We start from the raw sequence: 14418 nt of genomic DNA on the forward strand, positions 1-14418 counted from the left end.
GCGGAACCCTAGTTGGGGGGTGCGCATGCGTCAGCGGTATGACGAACCGGTCACTCGATGGAATGGCTTTGGGCAAAGCCGGTTCCGCTGCGCTCGGCCTTGGGGTTGGGTTCGGACGGCGTTCGGACGGCGTTCGGTGGCCTTCGGTGGCCTGCGGTGGCCTTCGGTGGCCTTCGGTGGCCTGCGGTGGCCTGCGGTGGCCTACGACGGCCTTCCTGCGGGCGCCGTCGGCCGTGCGGCGAGTTCCGGGGCGGGCGCCGATGCCTCCGGCGGGCTCCGATGGCGTCCGTGGCTGCCCATGGCCCCCCGGCAGGCTCCGATGACCATGGTTGTCCGTGCCCCCGGCGGGCTCCGGCGTGAACGGGAGCGGTTCGCCGGGGGATGCGGAACGGCTGACACCCGCAGGCCGCACGGGATCACCCCGAAGCAGGATGAGGCGGGCATCGTACGGCCGGGCAGCGCCGCCGCGAGCGGGGCCGGCGGCCGCGCGTACGGCAGCCGGACCCGGGCCGGGCGCAGGCGCCGGGCCGGCGGCAGCGCGCAAGGATGCGGATGCGGGCGCCGCGTGAGCCCTGAGGCGGGCGCGCGGGCGGGGACCATGAACCGGAGGTGGGGACGCGGATTTCCGGTGCGGCCGGCGGAGCCCGTGCCGGAGGAGCCCACGCCGACGGAGCCCGCGCCGGCGGACCCGGCACCGTGCCGACGCCGAAACGCGGTACGCCGTCGTGCCGACGGTGCGAGGCCGCCCGGAACCGCGCGGAGCGGCGGGCGGCTCAGCTCTCGGCCGATGCCGCCTTGGCCGCGATGTCGGTGCGGTGGTGCGCCCCGTCCAGCCGGATCCGCGCCACTCCCCGGTACGCACGGTCCCGGGCGGCGGAGAGGTCCGGGCCGGTCGCCGTGACCGACAGCACCCGGCCGCCGGCGCTCAGCACCTCGCCGGACTCGCCGAGCTTGGTCCCCGCGTGCAGCACGTAGGCGTGCTCGTCCCCTTCCGCGACGTCCGCCAGGCCCTCGATCGGGTCGCCCGTGCGGGGCGTTCCCGGGTAGTTGTGCGAGGCGATGACGACGGTGACCGCCGCGCCGTCGCTCCATCGCAGCGGCGGGAAGGCGGCGAGCGTACCGGTCGCCGAAGCGTGCAGCAGCCCGGCCAGCGGCGTCTTCAGCCGGGCCAGCACGACCTGGGTCTCCGGGTCGCCGAAACGGGCGTTGAACTCGATGACCCGCACGCCGCGGGAGGTGATCGCCAGCCCCGCGTAGAGCAGGCCGGAGAACGGGGTGCCCCGGCGGTGGAGCTCGTCCACGGTGGGCTGGAGGACGGTCGCCAGGACCTCGTCGACCAGCTTCGGGTCCGCCCAGGGCAGCGGGGAGTAGGCCCCCATGCCGCCGGTGTTGGGCCCCTCGTCGGCGTCGAGGGCGCGCTTGAAGTCCTGGGCGGGCTGGAGCGGCAGGACCGTCTCGCCGTCGGTGACGGCGAAGAGGGAGACCTCGGGGCCGTCCAGGAACTCCTCGATGACCACGCGGCCGGTGGCGCCCGCGGGGCCGCCGGGGGTGCCGACACAGGCCAGCGCGTGGGCGCGGGCGGTCGGCAGGTCCTCGGTGACCACGACGCCCTTGCCGGCGGCCAGGCCGTCGTCCTTGACGACGTACGGCGGGCCGAAGGCGTCCAGCGCCTCGTCGACCTCGCGCTCGTCGGTGCAGAGGTAGGCGCGGGCGGTGGGGACGTTCGCGGCGGCCATGACGTCCTTGGCGAAGGCCTTGGAGCCCTCCAGCCGCGCCGCCTCGGCGGACGGGCCGAAGACCGGGATGCCCCGGTCGCGGACGGCGTCCGCCACCCCGGCGACCAGCGGGGCCTCGGGGCCGACGACCACCAGGTCCGCCGCGAGCCGCTGGGCCAGGTCGGCCACGGCCGGGCCGTCCAGGGCGTCGACCCGGTGCAGCTCGGCGACCTCGGCGATCCCTGCATTGCCGGGGGCGCAGTGCAGCGCGGTGACGTCGGGGTCGAGGGAGAGAGAGCGGCACAGGGCGTGTTCGCGGGCGCCGCCGCCGATGACGAGGACCTTCACGCGCTTCAGAGTAGTCGGCCGCACCCCGGGGGCGGCGTGCCGCCCCTCCGGCGGGGTCGTGAGGGGGCGCGGTGGGGTCGTGGTGGGTACGGGGGAGGGGGCGGGGCGGGCTCTCCTTGTGGGGCTGCCACGGCCGGTGGACCGGGTGTCCGGCGGGAAGCAGATGCCCGGCGGGGAGGCGGGTGCCCGGTCGGGAGGCGGGTGCCCGGTCGGGAGGCGGGAGCCCGGTCGGGACCCGGAGAACGGGCCGGGAGGCGGGTGCCCGGTCGGGAGGCGGGAGCCCGGTCGGGACCCGGAGAACGGGCCGGGAGGCGGGAGAGGGCCCGGGCGCAGGGGACGGCCGGGGGGCAGGGGACGCGGTGCGGCAGGTGGACGGGGCGGCGCGGCAGGGCGGTGCGGCAGGGCGGTGCGGCAGGGCGGTGCGGCAGGGCGTGCCCACGGCCGGCAGGGGAAGCGCGGTGGTGCGCGAAGCAGCGTGGATCGGTGGCCCTCGCTCCGCGGGCCACGGCGCCCCACTCTTTCGAGTGAGCGGTACCGGGCCCTCTACCTGATCACGCACCCCTTCCGAGCGGAATTCCCGCGTTCGTGCCCGCGCGGCCAGCCTTTCGGCGGTAGGAAGGGGGCCGCGCGAGGGCCGTTGACGCGGTCCGCGCGCACCGCGGGGAACCGCGGCACCGCACCCGCGGCGAACAGCGCCGCGCCGACCGCACGTCCGTACGCACGGCACGGCACCCCTGCCGCGCAGCGCACAGCACCGCATCGCCATCGCAGAGGGAGCGCACGGTGAGCAAGCCGGAGATGCAGCCCGAGAAGCTTCCGCGCGAGGGCGGCAAGGCGCGCGAGGAGGGCGGGCGGAGCCCCGGCGATCTGCACGGCCGCCCCCTCCCCTCCGGCGACTGGGGCGAGCCCGCGGACCGGCTGGAGGACCTGTACCGGTGGGTGGAGGGCCGGGCGCTGGACACCGTCGACTGGTATCTCGCGGGGCGGCTCTGGAAGCGGCAGGGCGCCAGGGCCCTGCGGCTGGCCGCGGCCGTCACGGCCACCGTCGGGGTCACGCTGCCGCTGCTGGACCTGACGGAGGTGCTGGGCGACGGGGCGGGGTGGGGCTGTCTCGCTCTGGCGACGGCCGTGGTGTGCCTGGGCGCGGACCGGTTCTTCGGGCTGACGTCCGGCTGGATGCGCGATGTCGCCACGGCCCAGGCCGTGCAACGCCGGCTGGAGGCGCTGCAGTTCGACTGGGCGTCGGAGAGTGTGCGCGAGGTGCTGGGGCCGACCGAGGGCACCGCGAGCGAGGCCGCGGAGCGCTGTCTGACGGTGCTGCGCCGCTTCTCCGAGGGGGTCGCCGACCTCGTGCGGTCCGAGACGGCGGACTGGATGGTGGAGTTCCGGGCCGGCGCCGCCCCACTGCGCACCCAGTCGCTGGTGCCGTGGAGGCCGCGGCCGGAACAGCTCGGGCAGCCGGCCGGCCGCTTCTCGCTGCCGCCCGGCGCCCGCCCGAACATGCCGCGCCAGCGGCCGCCGGAGGGCCCGCGGCCCTAGGGCGTGTTTCGAAAGTCCCGCCTGGCCGGATGTCTCCGGGGCCGCCGACGGGCCGGGCGCACCGTGCCCCGGGGACGGATGCCGCTCACCCGCAGGACAGCGGGAACAGCGGGCCGGCCGGGCAGCCGGGCAACCGGGCAGGGGAGTCGGCGGGCCGGCAAAGTCAGCAGGGACAGTAGGTCAGCGGGCAGGCAGGTCAGCGGGACAGCAGGTCAGCAGGACAGCAGGTCAGCAGGTCAGCTGAAGACGATCATGGAGCCCTGGCCCAGGCTCCGGGTCGCCGCCGCGTGCAGGCCCAGCCAGACGTGCCGCTCGCGGGCGTACGGACTGTCGTCGTAGGGGGCCGTCGCGGCCGGCTCCTCGAGTTCGGTGGGGCGGCCCGGCGCGGCCGGTGCGGCGGGCGGGTTGGCCGGGTCGATGCCGATCGCCGGTGCCACCGCCTCCAGTTCGCGGAGCAGACCGTTGCTCGACCCCAGGGGGCCGCCGCCGGCGAGGAGTTCCTCGTTGGTCAGCGGCTGCGGGAAGTCCACCGGCACATAGGCACCCGCGTGGTCGTAGTGCCAGACCAGGTGCGACTGCTGGGCCGTGGACTCGAACATCTCCAGCAGCTGCTCGTAGTCGCCGCCCAGTTCGTCCACCGGTGTCACCGGCAGCCGGCAGACCTGCAACAGGTAGGCGCGGCGCAGGAAGTGGAGCGCGTCGTAGTCGAAGCCGGCGACCGGGGCGACGGCCCCGGACAGGCCCGGCATGTAGCCGAAGACGGGGACGGGCGGCAGGCCGGCGTCGTTCAGGGCCTTGTCGAAGGTCGCGAGCTCTTCGGCGAACGGATTGTCGGGGCTCTGGCACAGTACGTCGACGAGGGGGACCAGCCACAGGTCACACGCCACGGGGGCTCGCTCTCTTCCGGGGGCGGACTTCTACTCGTTGGTCGGTCGGCACAGCTGCTCGTTGGTCGGTCGGGACAGCGTAGTGCCCCGGGCACCCTGCGTCAGCCCACGTCCCACACCCAGGCGTCCCCGACGCGGCGCCCTTCCGCGCCCAGCAGCCGCTGCACGGTGATGCGCAGCGCCTCGTCGTTCGGCTGCGAGGTGAGGACGAGCGCACCCGCGCGCCAGAACCGCAGGTCCTCGCGGGCGGCTCGCTGCTGGTCGGGGCCGATCCGCGGGATGCGGCCGGTGTAGCGGACATCACGCAGCAGGTCGTTGGTGGGACGCGGCACGGCGCCGTAGATCCCGACGCGGTCGGGGCCGGACGGGCCGTTGAAGTAGCCGCCGGGCAGTGGGAAGCCGAAGTCGGCGTCGATCTGCCACTTCAGCGCGCTCGCCTCGCCCGGCGACGGGAGCGGCACGGGAACGAGGGACTGCCCGGGCCGGACGTAACCGCGCCAGGTTCCGTCCGCGACGACCTGCGGGACGGCCGGCCGGTCGACGGTCTCCAGGGGCCGGGGGACGATCGGCAGCAGACCGGCGGTGAGGGCGACGCCCGCGGCGAGGCGCATGACGCGCGCCCGGTTGCGGCGTTCCCGCTCCGTCCCCTCCCCGGCCGCGGCGGCCCGCGCGGACTCCGCGACCGCCGTCCACGCCACGGCCAGCAGCATGCCGATGGCCGGGGCGCACACCATCGCGTAGCGGGACTCGATGACCGACTCGAAGAGCGGCAGCTTGTCGAGGACCCACCAGGGGCCGGGAGTCGCCGTGTCGGTGAACGCCAGCGGGATGCTCACCCCGAGGGACAGCACGGCGGCCACGACCACCGTCCAGGTCAGGGCGCGCACCGCCACCCGGTCCCAGAGCAGCAGGACGATGCCGAGCAGCAGGGAGGCCAGCGGCCAGCCGTAGAAGGCGTTCTGCTCGGTCGGGTTCATGGACAGGGCGGCGGCGCGCTGCACGTCGCCGGCGAGCGCGCGGGCGGAGAACTCGAAGAGCGCGAGCGGCGGGTTGCCGGTGGGGCCGTGGAGGATGCTGCTGTAGCTCTGGTCGCCGGAGAACTGCCAGTACAGCGGGTATGCGACGAGGGGCAGGCAGACGACGGTGGCGATGCCGACACCGCGCAGCAGCGGTCCCACGGCCTCGCGGGCGAACGTGCGGCGCATGCAGGCGTGCGCGACCGCGAAGACCAGCATGCCGGTGGCGGCGAGCAGCAGCGATTCCTCGCCGAGGAAGATCTGCCAGGCGAGCAGCAGCCCGAGCACGATCCCGTCGCGCAGCGGGCGGGGGCGGAGCCGGGGCTCGCTTCTGTGCGCCTCGCTCCTTTCGGGGCTCTTGGGGGAGCCCTTCTCGGGTTCGGCCTCCTCCGGCTCGGCCTTCTCCGACCCCGCCTTCTCCGACTCCGCCTTCTCCGGCTCGGCCTTCTGCGTTCCGCGCCCGGTGGCCGAAGCCTCGATGGGCAAAGCCTCGATGGGCGAAACGGAGGGGGGCGAGGCGGTGATGGGCGGAGTGCCGCAGAGCCGTAGCAGCCGGTCGATGATCAGCGGAATCGCGAACAGCACCACCAGGTTGGGGTGCGCGTTGGCGTGCGAGATCATCGGCGGCGCGAAGGCGCTGAACGCACCGCCGAGGACCGCCGCCGCGCGGTCGCGGGTGAGGTACTTGCGGATGAGCCAGTACCAGGCGGTGGCCGTGCCCGCGATTCCGCCCGTCAGGACGAGTGCCCAGGTCACGGTCGGGCCGAACAGCGCGGTGACGGGGGCCAGGGGCACGGACAGCCCGAGCATCACAGTGTTGGCCATGAGGTTCACACCGAGCGGGAAGTTCTGCTGAACCGTGAAGAGCGGGTTGTCCAGGTTCAGTACGTTGTGTGCCGTGACGGCGAAGAACCACTCCCACTGGTTCTGGTCGCGCATGCTGTCGGCCAGGTAACGCCGGTCGAGGTCGGCCCAGAGGTGGACGTAGAGCAGGAGCGACGCCAGCAGATATCCGACCGGCACGGCGAGCGCGGCGGGGCGCAACCGCAGGGCGGAGCGCAGCCGCGCGGAGGGGCGTATCCGCTCGGTGGAGCGAATCCGCGGCCACGGGAGCCGCGGAGGCTCGCCGTCCGATGGCCTCTCGCCCGGCTCCACGTCCCGCTCCGGCTCCACGTCCCGCTCCGGATCCACATCCTGACCCGGATTCACATCCTGACCCGGATTCACGACTGGGCCCGGATTCATCAGCCGGCCCTCCCGGATATCGGTGCCGTGCCAGGTGCCGACGCCGTCCGGTTCCGGGGCCGTCGTCGACCGGTTGTCCGTCACCGCGTCCTCGATTCGCTGTCGCGCCGGCCGGCGTCGTGCCCGTCGCTGCCGCGCGGACCGGCGTCGGGGCCTTCCGCGCCCGGCTCCCCGTCGCCGTACTCGCGACCGTTGCGCTCGCCGGCCGGCCCGTTGGCCGGCCCGTCGCTGCCGGGGTCGCCGTCACCGCGCTCGTCGACGACGCGCGGCCCGGCCCCCTGGAGCCGGACCCGTACGACCTCGGCCAGCACCTTGGCGTAGTCCAGCGGGCCGACCTTGGAGCCGGGCCGGTGCGACCAGCGCACCGGCACCTCGGCTATCGGCCAGCCGTTGGCGTGGAAGATCCGCAGGATCTCGACGTCGAAGCCCCAGCCGTCCGTACGGGCGCGGGCGAAGGCCGTGCGCGCCTTGTCGCCGTCGAAGAGCTTGAATCCGCACTGGGTGTCCCGGATGCCGGGCACCGCCATCGCCTGGATCAGCCGGTTCCCCGCCTTGCCCAGCAGTTCGCGCAGCGGGTGCTGACGGGTCCCGATGCGCGCTCCGGGGCGGGCGCGGGAGCCGATCGCGGCGGCGTAGCCCTGGTCCAGCTGCTCGTGCAGCAGGGCGAGTTCGCCGATGGGGGTCGCGGCGTCCGCGTCGCAGAACAGGACGCGGCGGCCGCGGGAGGCGGCGATCCCGATCCGTACCGCGTGGCCCTTGCCGCGGTTGACGGGGGCGCGCAGCAGCCGGATGCGGGGCTCCTCGGCGGCCGCCGCGGCGGCGACGGCCGCGGTGGCGTCCGCGGAGCCGTCGTCGACGACGATGACCTCCCAGCGGACGCCGGCCGCCCGCAGATAGCGGCAGACCTCGTCGACGCCGGGGAGCAGCCGGTGTTCCTCGTTGTAGGCCGGGATGACCACCGAGATGTCGAGGACGGGGACCGCTTCGGCGGGGTGCCGGGACCGGGGTCCGGGCAGCGCGGCCCGGTGTACGGCGTCCATAGCTGTTCCCCCCTGCTCCCCGTGCCGTGGTCGACCGTGTGTACGGTACCGGCCCGTAACCCGCCGGGCGGGTCAAGGGGCGTACGTGCGGGGGCCGTCACGTCCGTCACACCCGTCACGCCGCCGGTCTCCGCACGCCTGCCCGCGCACCCGCGGGCCCACCCGTCCGCGTGACAGCCGTTCCACCCGTCCGCCTGACCGTCGGCCTCCGTGACCGGGTGGCCGCACACCCACCGGCAGGGTCCGACGGGTCTCCGCGAATCACCCGGCTCCTGGCGTCGGCCGGTCTCTGTGGACACCACCCGGCGCCTCCGTCGGGCGTCCGCCGCAATTCACCCGGCACCCGCCGTCGGGCGTCCGCCCCAATTCACCCGGCACCCGCCGTCAGCCGGTCCCGATGAAAGCCACCCGGAACCATTCCTTCGGCCGTTCGCCGCGAACCACGCGCGCCCGATCGGCCCACGGTCGCCGCGCATGGCTCGGCGCCTGCCGTCAGCCGGCGCCCCCGGGCCGCTCGCCGCCCGCCGTCAGGTGGTCGAGGAGCCGGAGCGAGTGGTCGTTGTACTCGGCGATGATGCGCTGCGCGGTGACGGCGTCCCGGCCGCCGACGGCGTCGACGAGCTCGCTGTGCCGGGACCACAGCCGCCCCTTGAGGCTCCGCTGCCGGCGCAGGTGGGGTACGACGAAGGCCCAGCCCTGCACCCGCACCCGGTGCAGCAGGTCTGAGATATACGGGTTCCCTACGAGCCCACCCAATTCGCCCCAGAATCTGAGGTCGTAGCCGATGAGGATGTCCAGGTCCCCGGCCCGCGAGGCCCGCTCGGCCTCCTCTGCACGGCGGCGGACGGAGGCCAGCCCGTCGCTGCCGGCCGCGTCCAGCACCCGCTCGGTGGCGAACCGGAAGATGCCGTCGATGACCAGGGCACGGGCCTCGACCATGTTGCGGAAGTCGTCGGGGGTGAACCGGTGCACCTGGAAGCCGCGGTGGTGCTCCAGGTCGACGAGCCCCTGCACGGAGAGGTCGACGAGCGCCTCGCGCACCGGGGTGGCGGAGACCCCGTACTGTTCGGCGATCTCCCGGACCGTGACGTGCCGCCCCGCGGGCAGCCGCCCGGCGAGCACCTCGTCGCGCAGCGCCTCGGCGATCTGCTGGCGCAGGGTGTTGCGCGTGACGGGGCCGGCGCCGGGCATGGTCGGGGATCTCCTTAGGGAACGCGACCGCACACCTGCGCGAACGGTCGTCGCATCACGATAGGCGACGGCCCGACGGGCTCCGGCCGCGTGCGGGACGTGCGGGCCCGCGCTGCCGCGGGGCAGCCGCCCTGCGGGGGCCGCCACGTGAAGGACGCCACACGGAACGCTTCAGCAAGGACGCCGCACGGCGGCTCCGGTGTGAACCACGCCACACGGGAGCCGCCGTGCCGAGCCGGGCGAAGCCGATCCGGACCGCGCGGAGCCGATCCGGACCGGACCCGTGCCGGACCGGACCCGTGCCGGACCGGAGCCGTGCCGACCGCCGTCAGACAGTCGGCGCGTCGCCGACCGCCGTCAGACGGTGTGCGCGTCCGCCGCCGTCAGTGCCTCGTCCAGAGCCGCGAGCCCTTCCTTGGCCTCGGCCTCGGTGATGGTGCACGGCGGGACGACATGGGTCCGGTTCATGTTCACGAACGGCCACAGGCCGCGCTGCTTGCACGCCGCCGCGAAGTCGCCCATCGGCGCGTTGGCCGGGCCCGCGGCGTTGTACGGCACCAGCGGTTCGCGGGTGTCCCGGTCCTTGACCAGCTCCAGGGCCCAGAAGGCGCCCATGCCGCGGACCTCGCCCACGCTCGGGTGGCGGGCGGCGAGTTCCGCCAGGCCGGGGCCGAGGACGTTCTCACCGATGGAGGCGGCGTTCTCCACGATGCCCTCCTCCGCCATCGCGTTGATCGTCGCGACGGCCGAGGCGCAGGCCAGCGGGTGGCCGGAGTAGGTGAGTCCGCCCGGGTACGGCCGCTGGTCGAAGGTCGCGGCGATCTCCGCGGAGATCGCGACCCCGCCGAGCGGGACGTAGCCGGAGTTGACGCCCTTGGCGAAGGTCATCAGGTCGGGGGTGACGTCGAAGTGGTCGGCGGCGAACCAGCGGCCGGTGCGGCCGAAGCCCGCCATCACCTCGTCGAGGATGAAGACGATGCCGTGCCGGTCGCAGAGGTCGCGCACCCCGGCGAGGTAGCCGGGCGGCGGGACGAGGATGCCCGCGGTGCCGACGACCGTCTCCAGGATGATCGCGGCGATCGACTGCGGCCCCTCGAAGGCGATGAGCTCCTCCAGGTGCTGCAGCGCGCGCTCGGTCTCCTGCTCCTCGGTCTCCGCGTGGAAGTGGGAGCGGTAGCGGAACGGGCCCCAGAAGTGCACGACGCCCGCGGACGCGGTGTCGGACGGCCAGCGGCGCGGGTCACCGGTGAGGTTGATCGCGGTGGAGGTGGCCCCGTGGTAGGAGCGGTAGGCGGACAGCACCTTGTGCCGGCCGGTGTGCAGCCGCGCCATGCGCACGGCGTTCTCCACGGCCTCGGCACCGCCGTTGGTGAAGAAGATCTTGTCGAGGTCGCCGGGGGTGCGCTCGGCTATCAGGCGTGCCGCCTCGGCCCGGACGTCGACGGCGAAGCCCGGCGCGATGGTGCACAGCTTGGCGGCCTGCTCCTGGATGGCGGCGACGACCTTGGGGTGCTGGTGACCGATGTTGGTGTTCACCAGCTGGGAGGAGAAGTCGAGGTAGCGGTTGCCGTCGTAGTCCCAGAAGTACGAGCCCTCGGCTCCGGCGATGGGCAGGGGGTCGATGAGCCCCTGTGCGGACCAGGAGTGGAAGACATGGGCACGGTCGACGGCCTTGACAGCCTTTCCGACCTGGGAATCTGCGGGAGGGGTCATGGGCACAGACTAGGAGCGGCACCGGCCGCCGGACACCGCCAACCTGTATGGCCTCGGCCACGTCGCCCGGCACCCTGTCGGGTCGCGGGTCCCCGCCGGGCCGGTCGCGGGCCCGTCCGGCGCCGGCCCGGCCCGGAAACGGAGGACGGCCGCGGCAGGTCCGCACCCGGTGCGGACGGGACCCCGGAACCCCGGTCCCCCTATCCTCGTCCCGCAGGGCACCAGGGAACGGGGGATGCTGAGATGGACGCGTTGAGGGCCGACGACCCGCAGTGGATCGGTGAGTACCGGCTGCTCGGCCGGCTGGGCGAGGGCGGCATGGGGCGGGTGTACCTGGCGCGTTCCGAACGCGGCCGCACCGTCGCGGTCAAACTCGTCCAGAGCGAACTGGCCCACCAGTCCGACTTCCGGCGCCGGTTCGCGGCCGAAGTGGAGGCCGCGCGGCGGGTCGGCGGCGCCTGGACGGCCCCCGTGCTGGACGCCGACACCGACGCGGCGACGCCCTGGGTGGCGACCGGCTACATCGGCGGGCCCTCCCTGCACGCGGTCGTCGCCGACGAGTTCGGGCCGCTTCCCGAGCACGCGGTGCTGACCCTCGGCAACGGCCTCGCCCACGCCCTGCGGGACATCCACGGCGCCGGTCTGGTGCACCGCGACCTGAAGCCGTCCAACGTTCTCATCACGATCGACGGCCCCCGCGTCATCGACTTCGGCATCGCCCGCGCCGTGGAGACGGTCGCCGGAAACGGGCTGACGATGACCGGCGCGGTCGTCGGCTCGCCCGGCTTCATGTCGCCCGAGCAGGTCCGCGGCGAGCGGGTCACGACCGCGAGCGACCTGTTCTGCCTCGGATCCGTGCTGGCCTTCGCGGCGACCGGGCGCCAGCCCTTCGGCACCTCCAACAGCGGGATGCACGCGCTGATGTACCGCATAGCCCAGGAGGAGCCCGATCTGACGGGCCTTCCGGACGCGCTCCGGGAGCTGGTGACCGGCTGCCTCGCCAAGGACCCGGCGGCGCGGGTCACCGTCGACCAGGTACTGGCGCACACCGCCGGCGGCGCGGGCGCCGAACCGTGGCTGCCCGGCGGGCTGCTGGCCCGGCTCGGCCGCGAGGCGCTGCAACTGCTGGAGCTGGAGGCGGAACGGCCGTCGGCCCCGGCGCCCGGCCCCTCCCCCACGCCGCAGGCCGTGGTCTCCCAGCCGCTGCCCGACGCCGTCCCGGTGCAGAACGCGGTCGCGACGCCGCCCCCGGCGGTGCCCCTGCACGCGACGCCCGCGCATTCGACACCGCCGCCCCCGGTCCCGCCGGTGTCCACCCCGCCGCCCGCCCACCCGGCGTACGGCCCAGCGGCGGCCCCGTACGGTCCCGCTCCCACGCCGTCCTCCGGTCCCGGGGCGGCCCCGGTGTGGCGCTCCCCGCGCACCCTGGGCACCTGGCTGGCGGTCATGCTGGGGCTGTCGACGGTGTTCCTCCTGATCGACTTCAAGCTCAACCTGGCCGTGTACGACGCGTACGAGGCCTACTCCTCCGGTACGGGGTCGCGGGAGGCTATCCGCGACGGCCAGAAGACGGTCGACTCGGTCGGGGCGGCGGCCGCGGTGGTGTCCCTGACCGTCGTGGTGCTCTGGCTGGTCTGGTTCCGGCGGCTGTACCTCAATGCCGAGGTGTTCTCCCCGGGCAGCCAGCGCTTGAGCCGCGGCTGGACCATCGGCGGCTGGTTCACCCCGATCGTCCAGCTGTGGTTCCCCAAGCAGATCGCGAACGACATCTGGCGGGCGAGCGTCGAACCGACCGTGCCCGGCCCGTACGGGCCGGGGACCCGCCGGGCGTCCCTCGCTCTGCTCGGCTGGTGGTGGGCGCTGTTCCTCACGATGTACGCGACCGGGTGGATGAACGAGCTCGTGGCTGTCACCGCGGAGAACATCGACGACTACGCCGGGGTCACGGCCTGGGCCCTCCTCACCGATGTCGTCACCGTCCCGGCGGCCGTGCTCGCGCTCTCGGTGGTCCTGCGGCTCACCTCGCTCCAGGTGAAGCGCAACGAGACGCGACAGCAGCAGGGCAATCCGGGGTTCGGCCCCGCGTACGGCCGGAGGTACTGACGCCTGAGCCGGGGGCTCACCGGTCGAAACTCGATTGACAGCATGCTGCCTTTTTGACAGCATGCTGCATATCGGGGTGCTCCGGCGGACGGCCGACGGCATCCCCGGCGACCGAGGAGCCGCATCCGGCGCTCCCGGGCCGCCCGACCGTACGGAGGAGCCATGCCCCGCAGAACCGTGCACGTGGCCGTCTACGACACCCTCGCCGACTGGGAGTTCGGGCACGCCACCGCCCACCTCCGCAACACCGCGTACCACCGGGCCCCGCGCGACGAAGTCGATGTCGTCGCCGTCTCCGCGACCGGCGATCCCGTGACCACCATGGGCGGGCTGCGGCTCCTCCCCGGCCTCGGCCTGGACGCGCTGCGCCCCGAGGACAGCGCGCTGCTGATCCTGCCGGGCGCGGAGCTCTGGGACAGCGGCGCGGAGAACGCACCGTTCGCAGCGGCCGCCCGCACCTTCCTCGACGCCGGAGTGCCGGTCGCCGCCATCTGCGGCGCGACGGCCGGACTGGCCCGCGAGGGACTGCTGGACGACCGCGACCACACCAGCGGCGCGGCCGGCTACCTCGCCGGCCAGCCCGGCTACCGGGGCGCGGAGCGCTACCGGGAGACGGACGCGGTCCGCGACCGAGGACTGATCACCGCCGGCCCCACCGAGCCGGTCGCCTTCGCCCGGGAGATCCTGGCCGAACTGGACCTGATGGAACCGGAGGTGCTGGACGCCTGGTACCGCCTGTTCCGCCACTCGGACGCCGGCGCCTTCCCCGTCCTCATGGCGGCGTCCGGATGACGGAGGGCGGCGGGGGCAGGCGGGCGACCGGGACCGGGGCCGGCGGGGCGTACGTTCCCGGCGGCGACGCGCGGGTGGCCGGGACCGGCAGGGTGAGCGTTACCGGGCACGACGGGACAGCCGAGTGACCGGGCACCACGAGGACGACCCGGCAGCGTCCGAGCCCGCGCTGCTGTCCCGGACCGCGCTGGGCGTCTTCCGTCTCAACGGCCAGTTCCTCACGGTGTCCGAGCGGCTGGCCGGACCGGCCGGCCTGACCGCCGCCTGGTGGCAGGTGCTCGGCGCCGTGCTCGGGGAGCCGCTGCCCGTGTCCGGCATCGCCCGCACCATGGGCATCACCCGGCAGAGCGTGCAGCGCATCGCCGATCTGCTGGTCGGCAAGGGGCTCGCCGAGTACGTCCCCAACCCGGCACACCGTCGCGCCAAGCTGCTCCGGCCGACCGACGAGGGCCGCGCGGCCGTGGAGCGCATCCGCCCGGGCCACGCGCGGCTCGCCGCCCGGCTGGCGGACGAACTGGGGCCGGAGGGCTTCGCGGAGACCGTGCGGGTACTGGAACGGCTCTCCCGCACGATGGACACCGTCGAGGCCGAGCACGCCATGGAAGCCGCTCGCACCGACAAGACCGAGCCCGCCCACGGGACCAAGAACTCCGACGGGACCGGGGTTACAGGCGAGGCCTGAGAGCCCGCACGGGACCCACCGGGACCACCCAAACCACCGGGCCCACCAAGACGACGGGACCCGGGATCCACGCGAGGGGAACGACGCACAGGAGGGGGACGGGGCCGGAGGGGTGGGGGGTTCCGGAAGCTTCCGTGTATTTGTGGC

Annotated in this window: 10 protein-coding genes; 4 read left to right on the forward strand and 6 right to left on the reverse strand. The window is 74.4% G+C overall.

The annotated features are described in order from the left end of the window. Positions 1-773: 773 nt before the first annotated feature. Entirely contained in the window at positions 774-2063 is a 1290-nt protein-coding gene (purD, locus tag AC3EQ1_RS24240; protein WP_432096440.1) for a phosphoribosylamine--glycine ligase, read from the reverse strand. 783 nt (positions 2064-2846) lie between these two features. On the opposite strand from purD, the gene AC3EQ1_RS24245 reads away from it, so the two are divergent. After that, positions 2847-3602, forward strand: a complete 756-nt coding sequence (locus tag AC3EQ1_RS24245; RefSeq protein ID WP_432096441.1) for an SLATT domain-containing protein — start codon at positions 2847-2849, stop codon at positions 3600-3602. A 236-nt stretch (positions 3603-3838) separates the two neighbouring features. Here AC3EQ1_RS24245 and AC3EQ1_RS24250 read toward each other — a convergent pair whose 3' ends face one another. The 5 genes from AC3EQ1_RS24250 to AC3EQ1_RS24270 all read right to left on the reverse strand — a co-directional run bounded on the left by AC3EQ1_RS24250 (position 3839) and on the right by AC3EQ1_RS24270 (position 10694). After that, positions 3839-4489, reverse strand: a complete 651-nt coding sequence (locus AC3EQ1_RS24250) for a hypothetical protein (RefSeq protein ID WP_432096442.1) — start codon at positions 4487-4489, stop codon at positions 3839-3841. 101 nt (positions 4490-4590) lie between these two features. Continuing rightward, positions 4591-6834: a glycosyltransferase family 2 protein gene (locus tag AC3EQ1_RS24255; RefSeq protein WP_488187173.1), complete on the reverse strand. Its 2244-nt coding sequence runs from the start codon at positions 6832-6834 to the stop codon at positions 4591-4593. Next, positions 6831-7790 carry a dolichyl-phosphate beta-glucosyltransferase gene (locus AC3EQ1_RS24260; RefSeq protein WP_432096444.1) on the reverse strand — a complete coding sequence of 320 codons (960 nt, stop codon included), beginning with the start codon at positions 7788-7790 and terminating at the stop codon, positions 6831-6833. The genes AC3EQ1_RS24255 and AC3EQ1_RS24260 overlap by 4 nt, the downstream gene beginning before the upstream one ends. A 492-nt stretch (positions 7791-8282) precedes the next feature. After that, on the reverse strand, positions 8283-8981 hold the full coding sequence (locus AC3EQ1_RS24265; protein WP_432096445.1) for a GntR family transcriptional regulator: 699 nt from the start codon (positions 8979-8981) through the stop codon (positions 8283-8285). A 357-nt stretch (positions 8982-9338) separates the two neighbouring features. Further along, positions 9339-10694, reverse strand: coding sequence for an aspartate aminotransferase family protein (locus AC3EQ1_RS24270; RefSeq protein ID WP_432096446.1), 1356 nt, complete (start codon positions 10692-10694; stop codon positions 9339-9341). A 243-nt stretch (positions 10695-10937) separates the two neighbouring features. Here AC3EQ1_RS24270 and AC3EQ1_RS24275 point away from each other — a divergent pair, with 243 nt between their 5' ends. The 3 genes from AC3EQ1_RS24275 to AC3EQ1_RS24285 all read left to right on the forward strand — a co-directional run bounded on the left by AC3EQ1_RS24275 (position 10938) and on the right by AC3EQ1_RS24285 (position 14271). Next, on the forward strand, positions 10938-12797 hold the full coding sequence (locus tag AC3EQ1_RS24275; protein WP_432096447.1) for a protein kinase domain-containing protein: 1860 nt from the start codon (positions 10938-10940) through the stop codon (positions 12795-12797). Positions 12798-12959: 162 nt separating this feature from the next. Further along, positions 12960-13589 carry a DJ-1/PfpI family protein gene (locus AC3EQ1_RS24280; protein ID WP_432096448.1) on the forward strand — a complete coding sequence of 210 codons (630 nt, stop codon included), beginning with the start codon at positions 12960-12962 and terminating at the stop codon, positions 13587-13589. A gap of 124 nt (positions 13590-13713) precedes the next feature. Next, positions 13714-14271, forward strand: coding sequence for a MarR family winged helix-turn-helix transcriptional regulator (locus tag AC3EQ1_RS24285; protein ID WP_432096449.1), 558 nt, complete (start codon positions 13714-13716; stop codon positions 14269-14271). The last annotated feature ends 147 nt before the right edge of the window (positions 14272-14418 follow it).

It is taken from the genome of Streptomyces sp. bgisy100, assembly GCF_057709105.1.

What these genes read in the sequence shown, in the direction of transcription:
- AC3EQ1_RS24260 (WP_432096444.1), bottom strand. Translation starts at nt 7,790, where the DNA reads ATGGACGCCGTACACCGGGCCGCGCTGCCCGGACCCCGGTCCCGGCAC.
- AC3EQ1_RS24265 (WP_432096445.1), bottom strand. Translation starts at nt 8,981, where the DNA reads ATGCCCGGCGCCGGCCCCGTCACGCGCAACACCCTGCGCCAGCAGATC.
- AC3EQ1_RS24270 (WP_432096446.1), bottom strand. Translation starts at nt 10,694, where the DNA reads ATGACCCCTCCCGCAGATTCCCAGGTCGGAAAGGCTGTCAAGGCCGTC.
- AC3EQ1_RS24275 (WP_432096447.1), top strand. Translation starts at nt 10,938, where the DNA reads ATGGACGCGTTGAGGGCCGACGACCCGCAGTGGATCGGTGAGTACCGG.
- AC3EQ1_RS24280 (WP_432096448.1), top strand. Translation starts at nt 12,960, where the DNA reads ATGCCCCGCAGAACCGTGCACGTGGCCGTCTACGACACCCTCGCCGAC.